The sequence below is a fragment of the Streptomyces sp. NPDC004284 genome (genome assembly GCF_042874035.1).
Classification (GTDB): Bacteria; Actinomycetota; Actinomycetes; order Streptomycetales; family Streptomycetaceae; genus Streptomyces.
This window is the reverse complement of the sequence record NZ_JBIAMJ010000005.1, coordinates 176,946-195,048: the sequence shown is the minus strand read 5'-3', so window position 1 is coordinate 195,048 and position 18,103 is coordinate 176,946. Positions and strand designations below refer to the sequence as shown.

The 18,103-nt window shown below is 72.4% G+C and carries 19 protein-coding genes; 10 read left to right on the top strand and 9 right to left on the bottom strand.

Annotation, left to right across the window (positions count from 1 at the left end):
- The first annotated feature begins 18 nt into the window (after nucleotides 1-18).
- Nucleotides 19-678, top strand: coding sequence for a response regulator (locus tag ACFYUS_RS15655; RefSeq protein ID WP_388851102.1), 660 nt, complete (start codon nucleotides 19-21; stop codon nucleotides 676-678).
- Nucleotides 679-706: 28 nt separating this feature from the next.
- Here the strand turns inward: ACFYUS_RS15655 and ACFYUS_RS15650 are convergent, their stop codons facing one another.
- Complete coding sequence (locus ACFYUS_RS15650; protein ID WP_388851099.1) at nucleotides 707-1,174, bottom strand: MarR family winged helix-turn-helix transcriptional regulator; 468 nt, start codon at nucleotides 1,172-1,174, stop codon at nucleotides 707-709.
- Nucleotides 1,175-1,269: 95 nt separating this feature from the next.
- Between ACFYUS_RS15650 and ACFYUS_RS15645 the strand changes: the two genes are divergently transcribed.
- The 4 genes from ACFYUS_RS15645 (at nucleotide 1,270) to ACFYUS_RS15630 (ending at nucleotide 5,513) form a co-directional block, all read left to right on the top strand.
- Nucleotides 1,270-2,325 carry a hypothetical protein gene (locus ACFYUS_RS15645; RefSeq protein ID WP_388851097.1) on the top strand — a complete coding sequence of 352 codons (1,056 nt, stop codon included), beginning with the start codon at nucleotides 1,270-1,272 and terminating at the stop codon, nucleotides 2,323-2,325.
- Nucleotides 2,326-2,441: 116 nt separating this feature from the next.
- Nucleotides 2,442-3,902, top strand: coding sequence for a DUF2252 domain-containing protein (locus ACFYUS_RS15640; protein ID WP_388851094.1), 1,461 nt, complete (start codon nucleotides 2,442-2,444; stop codon nucleotides 3,900-3,902).
- Nucleotides 3,903-4,355: 453 nt separating this feature from the next.
- Entirely contained in the window at nucleotides 4,356-5,111 is a 756-nt protein-coding gene (locus ACFYUS_RS15635; RefSeq protein WP_388851774.1) for a hypothetical protein, read from the top strand.
- Between the two features lie 57 nt (nucleotides 5,112-5,168).
- Entirely contained in the window at nucleotides 5,169-5,513 is a 345-nt protein-coding gene (locus ACFYUS_RS15630; protein ID WP_388851091.1) for a rhodanese-like domain-containing protein, read from the top strand.
- A 15-nt stretch (nucleotides 5,514-5,528) separates the two neighbouring features.
- On the opposite strand, the gene ACFYUS_RS15625 is transcribed toward ACFYUS_RS15630, so the two are convergent.
- From ACFYUS_RS15625 to paaA, 6 genes are all read right to left on the bottom strand, one after another.
- Nucleotides 5,529-6,662, bottom strand: coding sequence for an acyl-CoA dehydrogenase family protein (locus tag ACFYUS_RS15625; RefSeq protein WP_388851088.1), 1,134 nt, complete (start codon nucleotides 6,660-6,662; stop codon nucleotides 5,529-5,531).
- 110 nt (nucleotides 6,663-6,772) lie between these two features.
- The gene (locus tag ACFYUS_RS15620) at nucleotides 6,773-7,861 is read right to left on the bottom strand and encodes a 2Fe-2S iron-sulfur cluster-binding protein (protein WP_388851085.1); all 1,089 of its coding nucleotides are present in this window, start codon (nucleotides 7,859-7,861) and stop codon (nucleotides 6,773-6,775) included.
- Nucleotides 7,862-8,359, bottom strand: a complete 498-nt coding sequence (paaD, locus tag ACFYUS_RS15615) for a 1,2-phenylacetyl-CoA epoxidase subunit PaaD (RefSeq protein WP_388851082.1) — start codon at nucleotides 8,357-8,359, stop codon at nucleotides 7,862-7,864.
- Nucleotides 8,353-9,078: a 1,2-phenylacetyl-CoA epoxidase subunit PaaC gene (gene paaC, locus ACFYUS_RS15610; RefSeq protein ID WP_388851079.1), complete on the bottom strand. Its 726-nt coding sequence runs from the start codon at nucleotides 9,076-9,078 to the stop codon at nucleotides 8,353-8,355. The genes paaD and paaC overlap by 7 nt, the downstream gene beginning before the upstream one ends.
- Nucleotides 9,075-9,362 (bottom strand): 1,2-phenylacetyl-CoA epoxidase subunit PaaB, encoded by a 288-nt coding sequence (gene paaB / locus ACFYUS_RS15605; RefSeq protein ID WP_030692422.1) that lies wholly within the window; start codon nucleotides 9,360-9,362, stop codon nucleotides 9,075-9,077. The genes paaC and paaB overlap by 4 nt, the downstream gene beginning before the upstream one ends.
- Nucleotides 9,359-10,375 carry a 1,2-phenylacetyl-CoA epoxidase subunit PaaA gene (paaA, locus tag ACFYUS_RS15600; protein ID WP_388851076.1) on the bottom strand — a complete coding sequence of 339 codons (1,017 nt, stop codon included), beginning with the start codon at nucleotides 10,373-10,375 and terminating at the stop codon, nucleotides 9,359-9,361. The genes paaB and paaA overlap by 4 nt, the downstream gene beginning before the upstream one ends.
- A gap of 112 nt (nucleotides 10,376-10,487) precedes the next feature.
- Here paaA and ACFYUS_RS15595 point away from each other — a divergent pair, with 112 nt between their 5' ends.
- From ACFYUS_RS15595 to ACFYUS_RS15585, 3 genes are read left to right on the top strand one after another with little or no spacing between them, the layout of a single operon-like run.
- The gene (locus tag ACFYUS_RS15595; protein ID WP_388851073.1) at nucleotides 10,488-11,330 is read left to right on the top strand and encodes a DUF5819 family protein; all 843 of its coding nucleotides are present in this window, start codon (nucleotides 10,488-10,490) and stop codon (nucleotides 11,328-11,330) included.
- The gene (locus tag ACFYUS_RS15590) at nucleotides 11,327-12,586 is read left to right on the top strand and encodes an HTTM domain-containing protein (RefSeq protein ID WP_388851070.1); all 1,260 of its coding nucleotides are present in this window, start codon (nucleotides 11,327-11,329) and stop codon (nucleotides 12,584-12,586) included. Before ACFYUS_RS15595 ends, ACFYUS_RS15590 begins: the two co-directional genes overlap by 4 nt.
- On the top strand, nucleotides 12,583-13,245 hold the full coding sequence (locus tag ACFYUS_RS15585; protein WP_267259177.1) for a TrmH family RNA methyltransferase: 663 nt from the start codon (nucleotides 12,583-12,585) through the stop codon (nucleotides 13,243-13,245). The genes ACFYUS_RS15590 and ACFYUS_RS15585 overlap by 4 nt, the downstream gene beginning before the upstream one ends.
- A 40-nt stretch (nucleotides 13,246-13,285) precedes the next feature.
- On the opposite strand, the gene paaN is transcribed toward ACFYUS_RS15585, so the two are convergent.
- Entirely contained in the window at nucleotides 13,286-14,983 is a 1,698-nt protein-coding gene (gene paaN, locus ACFYUS_RS15580) for a phenylacetic acid degradation protein PaaN (protein ID WP_388851067.1), read from the bottom strand.
- A gap of 136 nt (nucleotides 14,984-15,119) precedes the next feature.
- On the opposite strand from paaN, the gene ACFYUS_RS15575 reads away from it, so the two are divergent.
- Both ACFYUS_RS15575 and ACFYUS_RS15570 read left to right on the top strand, forming a co-directional pair.
- Nucleotides 15,120-16,703: a 3-hydroxyacyl-CoA dehydrogenase gene (locus ACFYUS_RS15575; RefSeq protein WP_388851771.1), complete on the top strand. Its 1,584-nt coding sequence runs from the start codon at nucleotides 15,120-15,122 to the stop codon at nucleotides 16,701-16,703.
- A complete protein-coding gene (locus ACFYUS_RS15570; RefSeq protein ID WP_388851064.1) occupies nucleotides 16,703-17,296 on the top strand; it encodes a TetR/AcrR family transcriptional regulator in 594 nt (197 codons plus the stop codon). The genes ACFYUS_RS15575 and ACFYUS_RS15570 overlap by 1 nt, the downstream gene beginning before the upstream one ends.
- 235 nt (nucleotides 17,297-17,531) lie before the next feature.
- Here the strand turns inward: ACFYUS_RS15570 and ACFYUS_RS15565 are convergent, their stop codons facing one another.
- A complete protein-coding gene (locus ACFYUS_RS15565) occupies nucleotides 17,532-18,056 on the bottom strand; it encodes an Lrp/AsnC family transcriptional regulator (protein WP_388851767.1) in 525 nt (174 codons plus the stop codon).
- Between the last annotated feature and the right edge of the window lie 47 nt (nucleotides 18,057-18,103).

Here is an 18,103-nt window from a genome sequence, read left to right as displayed (position 1 = left end):
AGGCGTGGGGGAGAAGCTGTGGCAGGGCAGCCCATCAGGGTCGTGATCGCCGACGACGAGCCCCTGATCAGGGCCGGGATCCGGATGATCCTCATCTCGGACCCGGAGATCGAGGTCGTCGGGGAGGCGGCCGACGGGCGGGCGGCGGTCGAGGCGGCGCGGGCGCACGCCGCCGACGTGGTGCTCCTCGACATCCAGATGCCGGTGCTCGACGGCCTCTCGGCGCTGCCGGAGCTGCGCCGGGCGGCGCCCGCGGCCCGGGTGATCATCCTGACGACCTTCGGGGAGCGGGAGAACGTGCTGCGGGCCCTGGAGCACGGGGGCGCCGGGTTCCTGCTCAAGGACACGGCGCCCGCCGAGCTGATCCGGGCGGTACGGGCCGCGGCGGCGGGAGACGCGTACCTGTCGCCGGCGGCGACCCGGCACGTGGTCGAACGGCTCGCCACCGGCCGGGAGGCGGCCCGCGCCGAAGAGGCACGCGCACGCGTGGCGGCGCTCAGCGAGAAGGAGCGCGACGTCCTCGCGCTGCTCGGCGAAGGGCTCTCCAACGCGGACGCCGGAAAGCGGCTCCACATGAGCGAGGCCACCGTGAAGACGTACGTGAGCCGCATCCTGTCCAAGCTGCGCTGCGAGAACCGGGTGCAGGCGGCGCTGCTCGCGCGGGACGCGGGACTGTAGCCGCAGGGGAGCCCCCGGGGGCCTCGGGTCAGGTGGAAGGGATGTCCGGGAGGGGGCTCGCGGCCGCTTCGTTGTAGCGCAGCAGGTACGTGGCGAAACGGCCGAGGTCCTCGGCCGACCAGTCCTTCAGGCGCTCCCGGAAGACGACGAGCCTGTTCGCCTGGGCCGAGGCGAGGACCTTGGTGCCGGCCTCGGTGGGGTGCAGGACGTGCACCCGGTGGTCGTCGGGGGCCGGGCGCCGCTCGACGAAGCCGAGCTTCTCCAGGGCGGCGATCTGGCGGCTGATCGTCGACTTGTCCAGGAGGTAGTGGGCCGCGAGGTCGGTGGCGCGGCAGCCGCGCTGCTCCTCGATGTGGGCGAGGAGCGTGTACGAGACCAGCGGGAGCTCGGGATGGACCCGGGCCGCCGCGGCCCGGGCCCGGCGGGCGAAGGCCGTCAGCTCGCGCTGGATGACGTCCACGGACGCCTCACGGGGAGGCGGTGTGCCGCCGGTCATCGTGGGCTCCCTGTCGTCGTCGTTCGCCGGTCACGCGCTTTCGGTTGTATAGTACAACGGTTATTTAGTTGTAAAAGCCAACCATGGAGGTCTCGGTGTCCGCAGGACCGAACACCAGCGGTGCGTTGCGGCATGTCCTCGGACATCTGCTCACCCCCCTGTTGATGTGCGTCGGCATGGGACTCGCCTACCTCGGTGCCTTCCACGCCCCCGAACCCCACGACCTGCGCGTCGACGTCATCGGCTCCGGCCCCACCACCCAGGTCCTCGCGCAGACGCTCCACGACAAGGGCGCCGGCGCCCTCGACGTCCGTACCGTCCCCGACCGGGCCACCGCCGTCTCCGCGCTGCGCGAACAGCGCAGCTTCGGCGCCTACGTCCCCGGCGAGAAGCCCGAACTGCTCGTCGCCTCCGGCTCCTCCGACACCAGCGCCATGGCCGTCGAGAAGGTCTTCACCAAGGTCGCCGCCGCCCAGGACGCACCGCTCAAGGTCACCGACGTCGCCCCCACCGCCTCCGGCGACCCCACCGGCCAGGGCGTCTTCTTCCTGCTCGTCGCCCTCAGCATCGGCTCGTACGCCTCCGTCGCCGTCATCGGCGGAGCAGGCGCCGTCCTGCCCATGCGGATCAGGGCCCTCCTCGCCGCCGGCATGTCCCTCGTCGTCAGCCTCATCGGCACCCTCTTCGCCGGGCCGGTCTTCCACCTGGTCGACCAGGGGCTCGGCGGGGTGTGGGCGACGTCCTGGCTGTACGCGGCGGGCATCCTGGCCGTCGGCGTCGGCCTGCACACCTTCCTGCGCCGCTGGACCACGCTCGGCGTGATGGTGCTCTTCGTCATGCTCAACTTCACGAGCTCCGGCGGCATCTACCGGCCCGAACTCCAGCCCGGCTTCTTCGGCGCCCTGCACGCCTTCTGGAACGGCGCGGGCTTCGTCGAAGGCGTACGCGCCCACGTCTACTTCGACGGTCACGGGCTCGGCGGGCACATCCTCGTCCTCGCCCTCTGGCTCCTCGCCGGCACCGCGCTCCTCGTCCTCGCCGGGCTCACGGAGACACGGCGGAAGAAGACGGACGCCGTGACCACGGCGCCGGCCGAAACCCGGGCCGCGGCCGCGGCCGAGGAGGAGATGGAAGAAGCCGTCGCGGCCTGAGAACGAGATCCGAAGGTTGTCCACAGGCGTTGTCCACAGGGGGAGACGCTCGATCGGGAACGGCGGTACGGTCGGGGCCGGATGATGTTGGACAACGCATCGGGGGAGGGCGTCCCATGGACGAGAACCGGGCCGTCGTGCCAGGACAGCGCGGTACGGACGGACAGCAGAACGGGGCACGCGTCCCGCACGTGCCGGGCTTCGCCCGCCGATCCGCCCCCGGCACCGGAATCTCCCCCAAGGAGCACGGCAAGCAACTCCGCGAGCGGGTGCCCCGCTCCTCGCACGACCAGCCGGCCCTCGCCGCCGACCGCCCGGACGCCGTGCGCGCCGTCGAGGAATCGAGCCGCGACCGGGTCCCCGAACTCACACCGATACGGGTCGGCAGGATGGCGGCGAGCCCCTTCGCCTTCCTGCGCGGCTCCGCCGGACTGATGGCCCAGGACCTCGCCGGAACACCCGTCACCGGGATCGCCGCCCAGATATGTGGCGACGCGCACGCCGCCAACTTCGGCCTCTACGGGGACGCCCGCGGCCGGCTCGTCATGGACCTCAACGACTTCGACGAGACCGTCGTCGGCCCCTGGGAATGGGACCTCAAACGGCTCGCCACCTCCCTCGTCCTCGCCGGCCGGGAAGTCGGAGCCGCCGAGGACGTGTGCCGGGCCGCCGCCTTCGACACCGTCGGCGCGTACCGGCGCACCATGCGCCTGCTCGCCCGACTCCCCGCCCACGACGCCTGGAACGCGATCGCCGACGAGGAACTCGTCTCCCACACCGACGCCCGCGACCTCCTCGGCACCCTGGAACGGGTCTCCACCAAGGCCCGCAACAACACGAGCGCCCGATTCGCCGCCCGCTCGACCGAGGCCGTGACGGCCGCCGAAGGCGGCGGCCGCAGATTCGTCGACGCACCCCCGGTGCTGCGCAGGGTCCCCGACGCCGAAGCGGCCGAGGTCGCCACCTCCCTCGGCACGTACCTGGAGACCGTGTCCGAGGACAGACTGCCGCTCCTCGCCCGGTACGCCGTCCACGACGTGGCCTTCCGGGTCGTCGGCACCGGAAGCGTCGGCACCCGCTCCTACGTGGTCCTGCTCCTGGACCACCGGGGCGAACCGCTGGTGCTCCAGGTGAAGGAAGCCAGGCCGTCGGCCCTGCTCCCCCACCTGCCGGCCGCCGGCTTCACCGTGGCGGACACCGACCACGAGGGCCGGCGCGTGGTGCTCGGACAGAAGCGGATGCAGGTCGTCAGCGACATCCTGCTGGGCTGGACCACGGTCGAAGGGCGCCCGTTCCAGGTCCGGCAGTTCCGCAACCGCAAGGGCAGCGTGGATCCCGCCGCCCTCACCGCGGACCAGCTCGACGACTACGGGCGGATGACCGGCGCCCTGCTCGCCCGCGCACACGCCCACAGCGCCGACCCGCGCCAGATATCCGGCTACTGCGGCAAGAACGAGGAACTCGACGAGGCCATCGCCTCCTTCGCCGTCACCTACGCCGACCGCACCACCGCCGACCACGCCGACCTGCTGTCGGCCGTCCGCACGGGACGCATAGCGGCGGAACTGGGTGTCTGACGCCTGAGGTCGGGGGCGTCGGTGTGGGAGACGAGTTCCTCGTCTCCGATCGCGTTCCAGGCGTCGTGGGCGGGGAGTCGGGGGACGTCAGGGAGCCAGGAGACGTCGGAGGAAGTCAGGGGGACCACAGCCAAGGGGGGAGGGGAGGGAGGGGGAGGGAGGGGGGGGAGGCCCCCCCCGGAGGACCGTAGGCTGGATGGGACGAGGCGGAACGAGGACTTGGCGGGCGTGGACGTGAGCGTGGACCAGGGTGTGAACGAGGGACCCGGGGACGAGCGGCCCGTGGCCGAGCAGTCCGAGGAGCAGCGGTCCGGCGACCGGCAGGCCGGGGCCGAGTCGGGGGAGCCGCAGGCTGGGGACCAGTCCGTCGGGGAGGGGCCGGTTGCGGACCAGTCCGTCGGGGACGGGTCGGTTGCGGGCCGGTCCGGCGGGGAGGAGCGGCCTGAGGCTCGGTTGGAGCGGGCTGTGCGGGTGGCCGAGCAGGCGTTGATCGAGTTCGAGATCGCCGTGGAGACCTTCCGGGTCGAGGTGGAGAACTTCTCGCGGCTGCACCACCAGAAGCTCGGGCCGATGTACGCGCGGCTCGATGAGCTGGACGCGCGGATCGCCGAGGCGCGGGCGGCGCGTACCGGGGATCCGGAGGATCTGCGGCGGGCGGAGGAGGCGCGGGCGGCGGTGCTGCCGATGCCCGGTGTGGACGAGCTGTTCCACGACTGGATCGACACCGACGGCCTCTCCCCCGAGGCCGCGGCGATGCTCACCGACCGGCCCGTTCAGCCGCCGAAGCGGGTCCGTCCCGGTGAGGAGGCCCGCAGGCTCTACCGCGAGCTGGCCCGCAAGGCCCACCCCGACCTGGCCCGGGAGGAGGACGAGCGGAAGCGGCGCGAGGAGTTCATCACGCGGGTGAACGCCGCCTACGCCCGCGGCGACGAGGCGCTGCTGCGCGAGCTGTCCGCGGAGTGGGAGGCCGGACCGGTGCCGGCCGAGGAGCGGCTCAGCGAGAGCGAGGAGCTGTACGCGCGCCTGGAGTGGCTGGCCGAGCGCAAGGACATGCTGTCGGCGGTGGCCCGTGAGCTGGAGGAGAGCGCGATCGGCGCGATGCTGCGGATGGCGCCGGAGGACCCGGACCAGCTCCTGGAGGAGATCGCCGAGCAGCTGCTCGCGCAGGTCGCCGAGCGGGAGAGCGAGCTGGCGGGGCTGGTGCAGTAGGTTTTCAGTACCGGCCGAGTCCTTCGGGCGGTACTGGAACGAGAGAAGGCCTGTCCCATGAATTTCTCCCCGCTGCCCTCGGTGGACGCGGCTTCCGTGCCGGCCGATGCCCTGGTGCTGGACGTCAGGGAGGACGACGAGTGGAAGGCCGGGCACGTCGAGGGTGCGGTGCACGTGCCGATGAGCGACTTCGTGGCCCGCTTCGGTGAGGTGACGGAGGTCATGGCCGAGCGCGGTCGCGCCTATGTGATGTGCCGGGTCGGCGGCCGTTCGGCGCAGGTCACCCAGTACCTGGTGCAGCAGGGTTTCGACGCGGTGAACGTGGACGGCGGGATGATGGCCTGGGACGGTGCCGGGCGTCCGATGGTCGCGGAGAGCGGCGACCAGGCCTTCGTCCTCTGACGTACGTCTGAGGCGTCAGTCGAGGGGGTGGGCGGCCAGCAGGTCGCCGAGGGCCTCCTCGTGGGCCGCGGCGGGGCCGAGGGACAGTTCGAGGTGCTTGGCCCAGGCGTGGTAGCGGTGCAGCGGGTAGTCGGTGTCGGCGCCGAAGCCGCCGTGCAGGTGCTGGGCGGTCTGCACCACGCGGCGGACTCCTTCGGAGGCCCAGATCTTCGCGACGGCGATGTCCCCCGCCGCGGGGAGCGCCCCGTCGGCGCCGCTGGAGAGGCGCCAGGCGGCCTGCCAGAGGGTGGCCTCCATGGCGCGCAGGTCGATGTAGCGGTCGGCGGCCTGGACGGCGACCGCCTGGAACGTGGCCACGGGGTGGCCGAACTGTTCGCGCTTTCCGGTGTACTGGCTCGTCATGGCGAGGACGGCCTCGCCGAGGCCGAGGGCGAGCGCGCACGTTCCGGTGGTGAGGAGGTCGCGCAGTCGTTCCCAGGCGCCGTCGGTCTCGATGACGTCCGCCTCGTCGAGCCGTACGGCGTCGAGCCGTAGTTCGGCGAGGAGTTCGCCGCTGGTCGAGTACTGGTCGGTGAGGTCCACGCCCTCGTGGGCGCGGGGCAGCAGGGCGAGGACCGTGCGGCCTTCGGCGGTGTGCGCGGGTACGGCGATGATGTCGGCGCGGTGGGCCCAGGGGACGGCGGTCTGGAGGCCGTCGAGGATCCAGTCGCTTCCGTCGCGGCGTGCGGTGACGGCCAGGTCGGCGGGTTCGTGGCCGGTGCGTCCCTGGGAGGCGGCGGTGAGGACGAGTTCGCCGCGGGCGGTACGGGGGAGGAGCCCGGCGGCCGTACGGGGGTGGGCGTACCGCTCGACGGTCAGGGCGACGGCGCTGGTCTCCAGGAGGGGGACGCGGGCGAGGACGCGGGCGGATTCGCGCAGGACGAGACAGAGGGCGACGGGGTCGAGTCCGGCGCCGCCGTGCTCGGGGGTCAGGGTGAGGCCGAGGAGGTCGGCGGCGGCGAGGCGGGCCCAGAGCGGCCGGTCGAGGTCCTCGGCCACGGCGCCCGGGGTGAGGGCGGGGCTCGGGACCGCGTCGGGCGTGACGTCCGCGAAGACCGCCTTGGCCGCCTCGACGGCCGCCTGCTGCTCTTCGGTGAAGGTGAAGTCCACGGTGCTGCCTTCCCGTTGCCCGGAGCCTGTTCTTCTGACGGATCGTCAAGATAGAACAGGTTCTAGGGGAAGGGAATGGGGGCGCCGCACCTCGTCGGCGCCCCCATCCGTCAGCGGTCGAAGTCCAACTCCACGTCCGGGGTGGCCGGGTGGGACTGGCAGGCCAGGACGTATCCGGCTTCGGTCTCCTCCGGCTCCAGGGCGAAGTTTCTGTCCATCCGCACCTCTCCGCCGACGAGGAAGGCGCGGCAGGTGCCGCACACGCCGCCCTTGCAGGCGTACGGGGCGTCCGCGCGGGCGCGGAGCACGGTGTCGAGGAGGGTCTCGCCCCGCTCCACCGGCCAGGTGCCGGACCGGCCGTGCAGGGTCGCCGTCAGGGTGGCGTGCGCCGGGGCGTCGGCGGCGGGGGCCGGGGCGGGCGCGGAGCCGTCGTCGACGTGGAAGATCTCCTGGTGGATCCGGCCGCGGTCGACGCCCAGGCCGCGCAGTGCCTGCTCGGCGCCCTGGACGAGTCCGAAGGGGCCGCAGAGGAACCAGCCGTCGATGTCGGCGACCGGCAGCAGGGCGGGCAGGAGTCCGGTGAGCCGCTCGCGGTCGAGGCGGCCGGACGGCAGACCCGCCTGCTGCTCCTCCCGGGAGAGCACGGTGACCAGCTGGAAGCGGTCCGGGTAGCGGTCCTTGAGGTCGGCGACCTCGTCGAGGAACATCGTGGACGCGGCGGTGCGGTCGCTGCGGACGAGGCAGAACCGGGCCTCCGGCTCACGGGCGAGCAGGGTGGCCGCCATCGAGAGGACCGGGGTGATGCCGCTGCCGCCGACGACGGCGGCGAAGTGGCCGGGGCGCGCGGTGAGCGTGAAGCGGCCCATCGGTTCCATGACCTCGACGAGGTCGCCGACGGCGAGTTCCTTGAGCGCGTACGTCGAGAACGAGCCGCCGTCGACGAGCCGGATGCCGACGCGCAGGACGGGGGGCTCGCCGGCGGGGGACGCGGGGGCGCAGATCGAGTAGGTGCGGCGGATCTCCTCTCCCTGCTCGCCGGTGCGGCGCAGGGCGAGGTGCTGGCCGGGGAGGTGCCGGTACGCCTCGTGGAGTTCGGGCGGGACGGCGAAGGTGACGGCCACGGAGTCGTCCGTGAGCCGGTCGACCTCGCTCACCTCGAGGGGATGGAACCCGGCCCGTCCGGCGGCTGAGGATTCCATCTACAACTCCTTGAAGTGGTCGAACGGTTCGCGGCAGGCGGTGCAGCGGCGCAGGGCCTTGCACGCGGTGGAGGAGAAGCGGCTCAGGAGCTCGGTGTCGGTGGATCCGCAGTGGGGGCAGCGGATCGCCAGGGTGAGGGGCACGGGGCCGCCGGCGGGTCCCTGGGGGCGTGGTGGGGCGATGCCGAACTCGGTGAGTTTGCGCCGTCCTTCCTCGCTGATGTCGTCGGTGGACCAGGCGGGGGTGAGGACGGTGACGACGGAGACGTCCGGCACGCCGTGCTCGTGGAGGGCCTGCTCGATGTCGGAGGCCATCGCCTCGATCGCGGGGCAGCCGGTGTAGGTGGGGGTGAGGGAGACCTCGACGCGGCCGGGGCCGAGGACCTGCACGCCCCGCATGACGCCGAGTTCCTCCAGGGTGAGGACGGGCAGCTCGGGATCGGGGACGGAGCCGGCGACGCGGCTCAGTTCCTCCTCCAGGGCCGTCATGGTCACCATGTCGCCCCCGGGTGGCTGCGGTGCAGGTGCTGCATCTCGGCGAGCATGCGTCCGAAGGGTTCGGTGTGCAGGCCCTGTCGGCCGGCGCCCGCGCTCCAGGCGCCGGTGCGGGGTCCGGCGGGGACGGTGAGCGTGGCCCGGCCGAGGACGGCGGTGACGGAGTCCAGCCAGGCGGTCTCCATGGCGGGGAGGTCCAGGTCGAGGCCGTCGACGGGCTGGAACAGTTCGCCGGTGTACCGCCAGAGGGCGTCGCAGGCGCGCTGCATCCGCTGGTGGCTCTCGGGGGTGCCGTCGCCGAGGCGGAGGGTCCAGTGCTCGGCGTGGTCCTGGTGGTAGGCGACCTCCTTGACGGCCTTGGCCGCGAGGCCGGCGAAGGGGCCGTCGCCGGTGGCCAGCTGCCCGTACAGGAGTCGCTGGTAGGTGGAGAAGTAGAGCTGGCGGGCGATGGTGTGGGCGAAGTCGCCGTTCGGCTGCTCGACCAGCTGGGCGTTCCGGAAGGAGCGCTCCTCGCGGAGGTAGGCCAGTTCGTCCTCGTCCCCGACGAGGGAGAGCAGGACGCGGGCCTGGCCGAGGAGGTCGAGGGCGATGTTGGCCAGGGCGACCTCCTCCTCCAGGACGGGGGCGGAGCCGGCCCATTCGCCGAGGCGGTGGGAGAGGACGAGGGCGTCGTCGCCGAGGGCGAGCGCCGCGGCGGTCACGGTGTCGGTGGTGCCGGTCACAGGTGCTTCACTCCCTCGGGGATCTCGTAGAAGGTCGGGTGGCGGTAGGGCTTGTCCGCGGCCGGCTCGAAGAAGGGGTCCTTCTCGTCGGGCGAGGAGGCGGTGATCGCCGTCGAGGGGACGACCCAGATCGACACGCCTTCGGACCGGCGGGTGTAGAGGTCGCGGGCGTTGCGCAGGGCCATTTCCGCGTCGGGGGCGTGGAGACTGCCCGCGTGGGTGTGGGACAGTCCGCGGCGGGAGCGCACGAAGACCTCCCACAGCGGCCAACCGTCGGTCGTCATGCCTGTCCCTCTCCGTGCTGTCCGGTGTGCTTCTCGGCGTAGGCCGCCGCCGCTTCTCTGACCCAGGCGCCGTCCTCGTGGGCCTGGCGCCGCTTGCTGAGCCTCTGGTCGTTGCAGGGGCCGTTGCCCTTGAGGACGGCCCAGAACTCGGTCCAGTCGATCGGGCCGAAGTCGTAGTGCCCGCGCTCCTCGTTCCACCGGATGTCGGGGTCGGGGAGGGTGAGGCCGAGGGCCTCGGCCTGGGGGACGGCGATGTCGACGAAGCGCTGGCGCAGTTCGTCGTTGGAGTGGCGCTTGATCTTCCAGGCCATCGCCTGGGCGGTGTGCGTCGACTCGTCGTCCGGGGGGCCGAACATCATGAGCGAGGGCCACCACCAGCGGTTCACCGCGTCCTGTGCCATGGCGTGCTGGGCCTCGGTGCCGTTCGACAGGGCGAGCAGTGCCTCGTATCCCTGGCGCTGGTGGAAGGACTCCTCCTTGCAGACCCGGACCATCGCGCGGGCGTACGGGCCGTAGGAGCAGCGGCAGAGGGGGACCTGGTTGGTGATGGCGGCGCCGTCGACCAGCCAGCCGATCGCGCCGACGTCGGCCCAGGTCAGCGTGGGGTAGTTGAAGATCGAGGAGTACTTCTGGCGGCCGGAGTGGAGCTTGTCGAGGAGCTCGTCGCGGCTGGTGCCGAGGGTCTCCGCCGCGCTGTACAGGTACAGGCCGTGGCCGGCCTCGTCCTGCACCTTGGCCATGAGGATCGCCTTGCGCCGCAGGGAGGGGGCCCGGGTGATCCAGTTCGCCTCGGGCTGCATGCCGATGATCTCGGAGTGGGCGTGCTGCGCGATCTGCCGGACGAGCGAGGCGCGGTAGGCCTCGGGCATCCAGTCGCGCGGCTCGATCCGCTCGTCGGCGGCGACGGCGGCGTCGAAGACGGCCTCGTAGGCGGCCTGCTCCGCCGCCACGGCCGTGTCCGACACGCCGGGTGCGCCCGTGGTCCCTGTCGTCGCTGCCGTCACTGCGGTCATCAGACTCCCTACCGACCGATCGTTCGGTTGAATGACTTCAATGGTGGGTCGGCGGCCCGTATGGTGTCAACCCTGTGGATAACCGAGGCAGGCTGATCGGGATCGGGGCGGGATGGACGCGTACGTCGAAAAGGACGCGGTCGAGGTGAGCGACGACGGGCGGAGACCCCCCGCGGACCCGTCGGCCGCCCCTCCTGAGCCCCCGGGCACCGCTCCCGGAACCGAGGGCCGCGAGGAGCCCGCGGAGTCCAAGGGGGCCGGGACCGGATCCGGCGGCGGGATCATGGCGCTCTCGCTGCCGTACCAGGTCGTCGTCGCCGTGGCGCTCGCCGTCATCGGCGTTTTCACCTGCGTCCACCTGGCGATGGTGTTCCTGCACGTGGGGCCGTCCAACACGCTGACCAAGCGGCACGGCGAGGCCGTCGACGACTGGATCTACCCCGAGTTCGAGCAGAACTGGAAGCTCTTCGCGCCCAACCCGCTCCAGACGAACGTCGCCCTGGAGGTCCGCGTCGAGCTCGACCCCGCCGCCGACGGCGGCCGCCGCACCACCGGATGGCTCGACCTCACCGCCCAGGACATCAAGGCCATCCAGCACAACCCGATCCCCAGCCACTCGCAGCAGAACCAGCTCCGCAGGGCCGTGGACTTCTACACCAACACGCACAACGACAGCGGCCGCTCCAACGGGCTGCGCGGCGACCTCTCGGAGCAGTACATGCGCCGGCTCGTGATGCTCAGGCTCGACGCCCTCGAAGGTCCCGACGGACGCGCCCTCGGCCCCGAGGTGCGGCGCATCCAGATCCGCACCGTCTCCCGGCCCGTCCCGGCCGCCTCGTGGAGCACCGAGAAGTCGCGTTCCGTCCCCTCCTACCGCGCCTTCCCGTGGTGGACGATCACCGAGGCCGACCGGCCCGCCGGTGCCGGCACGAACCGCACGGAGGCGGGCCGATGAGCATCTCCCCCGCCACGCCCGCGTCCCCCGCCACGCGCGCGCGTGCCCGCGAGCCCTTCGACCGCAAGCTCGCCCGCGGCGTGCAGGCCGTCACGAGCCGCTCCCTCGCCCCGTACCAGAGCGCGATCGTACGGATCGGCTTCTCGCTGACCTGGCTGATCTTCCTGCTGCGCGAGCTGCCGCACCGCCATCTGCTCTACGGACCCGACGGCCCCTGGTCCTGGGAGCTGGCGCAGCGGCTGATCGCCGACAACAAGGCCTTCACCGTGCTCATGTGGTCGGACGGCCGACTCTGGTTCGAGCTCGTCTACGGGCTCGCGGTGCTCTCCGCCGCGCTGCTCCTGGTGGGCTGGCGCACCCGGGCCGTGTCCGTGGTCTTCATGGTCGGGGTGCTCTCGCTGCTGAACCGGTCCGTCTTCGTGGGCGACGGCGGCGACAACGTCCTCCACCTCGTCGCGATCTACCTCGTCTTCACCCGCTGCGGTCAGGTGTGGTCCCTGGACGCCCGGCGCGCGGCCCGCGAGGCCCGCGCGGCCCGTGCCGGGGAGCCGCCGCGCCGCGATGTCGTCGGACCGCTGCTGTGGACGGTGCTCGGGGGCTTCCTCCTCGCCGCCACCTGGTTCAGCGACGTCAGCGGCGAGTGGTGGATGCCGGTGCTGCTGTGGGTGCTGTGGCTCGGGAACGGGCTGTGGTGGCTGGTCTGCCGGCTCGCCCCCGGGGAGCCGCGCACCCTGCTCGACGCCCTCGCCAACCTCGCGCACAACGCCGTCCTCGTCGTGCTCATGGCCGAGGTCTGCATGATCTACTCCACGGCCGGCTGGTACAAGATCCAGGGTTCGCGCTGGCAGGAGGGCACCGCCCTGTTCTACCCGCTCCACCTGGACTACTTCTCGCCCTGGCCGGCCCTCTCCGGCCTGCTCGGCGCCAGCGGGGTCATGGTGATGCTGCTGAGCTACGGCACGGTGATCGTCCAGGTCGCGTTCCCCTTCACGCTCTTCAACCGCAAGGTCAAGAACGTCCTGCTCGTCGTGATGATGGCCGAGCACGCCGGGATCGCGGTGCTCCTCGGACTGCCGGTCTTCTCGCTCGCGATGATCTCCGCCGACGCCGTGTTCCTGCCGACGGCGTTCCTGGTGTGGGTGGGCGCCCGGGTGGTCCGGGGCCGGGACCGGCTGCTGAAGCGGACGCCGGTCGAGACGCTGCCCGAGCAGCGCCGTACGAGTGAGGAGCCGGGCCCCCGTACCCTCGTCGGGTGAGCACCACGGAAGAACAGCCCGAGCCGGTCCAGTACGACGAGGGGTTCGGCCCCGAGATCGGCGTCGGGCCGCACCCGGAGCCGTGGCCGCGGGACGAGCGGTACGACCCCGAACTGCTCGCCGGCGGCGACCGGCGCAACGTCGTGGACCGCTACCGGTACTGGACGCGCGAGGCGGTCGTCGCCGACCTGGACACCCGCCGCCACGACTTCCACGTGGCGGTGGAGAACTGGGGCCACGACTTCAACATCGGCTCGGTGGTGCGGACCGCCAACGCCTTCCTGGCGAAGGAGGTCCACATCGTGGGCCGGCGTCGCTGGAACCGGCGGGGCGCCATGGTCACCGACCGCTACCAGCACGTCCGGCACCACCCGGACACCGCGTCGCTGACCTCGTGGGCGGCGGCCGAGGGCATCCCGGTCATCGGGATCGACAATCTGCCGGGCGCCGTCCCGCTGGAGCGGACCGTGCTGCCGCGCCGCTGTGTGCTGCTCTTCGGGCAGGAGGGCCCGGGGCTCACCGAGGAGGCCCGCGCCCATGTGGAGATGGTCTGCTCGATCGCCCAGTTCGGCTCGACCCGGTCGATCAACGCGGGTGCGGCGGCCGCGATCGCCATGCACGCCTGGGTGCAGCGCTACGCGGAGATCGAGGCTCCGTAGGAGTCGTGGAGGCCCCGGAGGGCCTCCACGAGACCGCGGGTCAGGCCTGGCGGCGGACCTCCACCACCCGGAAGCGGTTGGAGACGAAGGCGCCGTCGCACAGCGCGGCGTTCGCCGCCGGGTTGCCGCCGGAGCCGTGGAAGTCGGAGAACGCGGCCGTCTGGTTCACGTACACCCCGCCCGTCAGGTTCAGCGACAGCTGGGCCGACTCCTCCAGGCAGACCTCCTCCACCGCGCGCTCGGTGTCCGCCGAGGTCGTGTAGGCGCCGACCGTCATGGCGCCCTTCTCGCGGACCGTGCGGCGCAGCAGCTCCAGGGCGTCGGCGGTGGAGTCCACCGAGACGGCGAAGGAGACCGGGCCGAAGCACTCCGAGAAGTACGCGGCCTGGGCGTCCGGCTTGGAGCCGTCCAGCTTCACGATGACCGGCGTGCGGACCACGGCGTCCGGGTACTCCGGGTTGACCACCTCGCGGGAGGCGAGGGCGACCTCGCCGAGCCCGGCGGCGGCCTCCAGGCGCGCCTTCACGTCCGGGTTGACCAGGGCGCCGAGGAGGCCGTTCGCCCGGGCGTCGTCGCCGAGCAGGCCGCCGACCGCCGCCGCGAGGTCGGCCACGACCTCGTCGTACGACTTGGGACCCTGGTCGGTGGTGATGCCGTCGCGGGGGATCAGCAGGTTCTGCGGGGTGGTGCACATCTGGCCGCTGTACAGGGAGAGCGAGAAGGCCAGGTTGGCCAGCATCCCCTTGTAGTCGTCGGTGGAGTCGACGACGACCGTGTTGACGCCGGCCTTCTCGGTGTAGACCTGGGCCTGCCGGGCGTTGGCCTCCAGCCAGTCGCCGAAGGCGGTGGAGCCGGTGTAGTCGATGATCCGGATCTCGGGGCGGACGGCCAGGGTCTTGGCGATGCCCTCGCCGGGGCGCTCGACGGCCAGCGCGACCAGGTTCGGGTCGAAACCGGCCTCGGCGAGCACCGCGCGGGCGACCTTCACCGTGAGCGCGAGCGGCAGGACCGCGCGCGGGTGCGGCTTGACCAGGACCGGGTTGCCGGTGGCGAGGGAGGCGAACAGGCCCGGGTAGCCGTTCCACGTGGGGAAGGTGTTGCAGCCGATGACCAGGGCGATGCCGCGGCCGACCGGGGTGAACTCCTTGCTGAGCTCCAGGGGGTCGCGCTTGCCCTGCGGCTTGGACCAGCCGGCCCGCCCGGCGGGGGTGCGGGTCTGCTCCTCGTACGCGTACGCCACGGCCTCCAGGCCGCGGTCCTGGGCGTGCGGGCCGCCGGCCTGGAACGCCATCATGAACGCCTGGCCGCTGGTGTGCATGACGGCGTGGGCGAACTCGTGGGTACGGGCGGAGATCCGGGCGAGGATCTCCAGGCAGACCAGGGCGCGGGTCTCTGCGCCCGCGTCCCGCCAGGCGCCCATGCCGGCGCGCATCGCGGGCAGCAGCACGTCGAGGTCGGAGTGCGGGTACTCGATGCCGAGCTGCGGGCCGTACGGCGAGGTCTCGCCGCCGGTCCAGCCGTCCGTGCCGGGCTGGTCGAGGTCGAAGCGGGTGTTCAGCACGGACTGGTGGGCGGCGAGGCCCGCCGCCGCGTCGAGAGTGCCGTCCGCGCCGTACGCCTTCGGGTGCTCGGGGTACGGCGACCAGTAGGCGCGGGTGCGGATGGTTTCGAGCGCCTGGTCGAGTGTGGACCGGTGCTTCTCGGCCAGACGGTCGGTGGTCAGCTGAGCGGTGGCCATCGATGGACCAACTCCTCGTCGAGCTGGGCAGGGAGACGCGTACGGAGTTAGAGTAACCGAACGATCGGTCGGGACAAGGGGGTCCGTCGATCCTGTGGAAAACCCATCGGGGAGGATCACTTCCATGAGTGCCGACATGAGCACCGACGTGACCGTCAGGGGGAGCGACGACGTGACCACCCGTGAGACCGCCGCCGAGGGGCAGGACGCCCTCGCCGGCATCGGACCGGACCGCACCGTCGCCGTCGTCGGCACCGGGACCATGGGCCAGGGCATCGCCCAGGTCGCGCTGGTCGCCGGCCACCCCGTGCGCCTCTACGACAGCGCCCCCGGCCGGGCCGCCGAGGCCGTCGCCGCCCTCACCGCCCGCCTGGACCGGCTCGTGGAGAAGGGACGCCTCGACGCCGCCGCCCGGGAGGCCGCCGTCGGCCGGCTGCACGCGGCCGAGGACCCCGCCGAGCTCGCCGACGCCGCGATGGTGGTCGAGGCGATCGTCGAGGACCTCTCGGTCAAGCAGCGGCTCTTCGCCGACCTGGAGAAGATCGTCGGCGACGACACCGTCCTCGCCACCAACACCTCCTCCCTCTCCGTCACCGCCATCGCGGGAGGGCTGCGGCTGCCCGGCCGCTTCGTCGGACTGCACTTCTTCAACCCGGCGCCGCTGCTCCCCCTCGTCGAGGTCGTCAGCGGCTTCGCGACCGACCCGGACGTCGCCACGCGCGCGTACGCCACGGTCAAGGGCTGGGGCAAGACGCCGGTGCGCTGCGCGGACACCCCCGGCTTCATCGTGAACCGGGTCGCCCGCCCCTTCTACGCCGAGGCGCTCCGCGTGTACGAGGAGGGCGCGGCCGACCCCGCCACCATCGACGCGGCCCTGCGCGAGTGCGGCGGTTTCCGGATGGGCCCGTTCGAGCTGACCGACCTCATCGGCCAGGACGTGAACGAGGCCGTCACCCGCTCGGTCTGGGACTCCTTCCACCAGGACCCGAAGTTCACCCCCTCGCTCGCGCAGCGCCGGCTCGTCGAGTCGGGGCGGCTCGGCCGCAAGTCGGGGCACGGCTGGTTCTCGTACGCGGAGGGCGCGGAGCGTCCCGAGCCGCACACGGCGGCGCCGGCCGAGGCGCCCGGGCGGATCGCCGTACGCGGTGACCTGGGGCCCGCCGAGCCGCTGATCGGGCTCTTCGAGGAGGCCGGGATCGAGGTCCGGCGCAAGGGCGGCAACGGGTACGTCCTGCTGCCCGGCGGCGCCCGGCTCTGCCTCGCCGACGGCGAGTCCGCCTTCGAGTACTACACCGACGAGATCATCTACTTCGACCTCGCCCTGGACTACGCGCGCGCGAGCCGGATCGTCCTGTCGACCGGCGAGCACACCTCGGCCGAGTCCCTCGCCGAGGCCGTGGGCCTCTTCCAGGCGCTCGGCAAGCAGGTGTCCGTGATCGGCGACGTGCCCGGCATGATCGTCGCCCGTACGGTCGCGATGCTCGCGGACCTCGCGGCCGACGCCGTCGACCGGGGTGTCGCCACCGCCGAGGACGTCGACACGGCGATGCGGCTCGGGGTCAACTACCCCGCCGGCCCGCTGGAGTGGGCCGGGAACGTGGGCCACGCGCGCGTGCGCGACCTGCTCTCGGCGCTGCACGAGCGCTACCCGACGGGGCGGTACGCGCCCAGCCTGGCCACCGCCCGCCGGGGATACGCCGAGGAAGGACGGGATTCCTGATGACCACGGCGAAGCGCGACACGTACACCCCCGAGACGCTGCTCTCGGTCGCGGTGCGGGTCTTCAACGAGCGCGGTTACGACGGCACGTCGATGGAGCACCTGTCCAAGGCGGCCGGGATCTCGAAGTCCTCGATCTACCACCACGTCTCCGGCAAGGAGGAGCTGCTGCGGCGGGCGGTCAGCCGGGCGCTCGACGGGCTCTTCGCGATCCTCGACGAGCCGGGCGCCGGGCGCGGCCGGGCCGTCGAGCGGGTCGAGTACGTCACGCGCCGCACCGTCGAGGTGCTGATCGCGGAGCTGCCGTACGTGACGCTGCTGCTGCGGGTGCGGGGGAACACCACCACCGAGCGGTGGGCGATGGAGCGGCGCCGCGAGTTCGACCACAAGGTGGCCGATCTGCTGAAGGCCGCCGCCGCCGAGGGCGATCTGCGGGCCGATGTGGACATCCGGCTCGCGACCCGGCTCCTCTTCGGCATGATCAACTCGCTGGTGGAGTGGTACCGGCCGCATCCGGACGCGACGGCGGAGCGGGAGCAGCTGGCCGAGACCGTCGTCCACCTGGCCTTCGACGGGCTGCGGGCGGCCCGCTGATCCTCTGTGCACCCGGGCTGGCCCTCGTACGGGCCCGTGCGGGCCGCTGATCCCCCGTGTGCCCGGCTGTGGCCCTCGTACGGCCGCTGAATCCCCCGTACAGCTCGGCTGGCCCTCGGACGGGCCGCTGATCCCCCGTGCAGCCCGGCTGGCCCTCGGGCGGCGCGATCCTCCGTGCGCCTGGCTGGATCCCCCCGTACGGCCCGGCTGAGTCCCTGTGTGGCCTGCTGAGGGCTCAGCGGCCCGGGTCCAGGCGGTCCGGGTCGAGGTCCGTCTCCTCGAAGACCAGCAGGGTCCGGGTGGAGAGCACTTCGGGGATCGACTGGAGCTTGGTGAGCACCAGCTCGCGCAGGGTCCGGTTGTCCGGGGTGTGGACGAGCAGCAGGACGTCGAAATCGCCGCTGACCAGGGCGATGTGCGCGGCTCCGGGCAGGGCCTGGAGCTGCTCGCGCACGGTCCGCCAGGAGTTCTGGACGATCCTGAGCGTGATGTAGGCGGAGGCGCCGTGGCCCGCCCGCTCGTGGTTGACGCGGGCGCTGAAACCGCGGATCACCCCGTCGTCTATGAGCCGGTTGATCCGCGCGTACGCGTTGGCGCGGGAGACGTGCACCCGCTCGGCCACGGAGCGGATCGAGGCGCGGCCGTCCGTCTGGAGGATGCGCAGGATGTCGCGGTCGACGGCGTCCAGAGGGCGTGCCGGGGCGCCTGGGATCACCGGTGTCGGAGCCGGTGCGACGACCCGCTCCCAGTCGTCGGCCATTTGTTCATCCGCCATATGCCCCCGCCTCTCTCCGGTGGACGACCTGC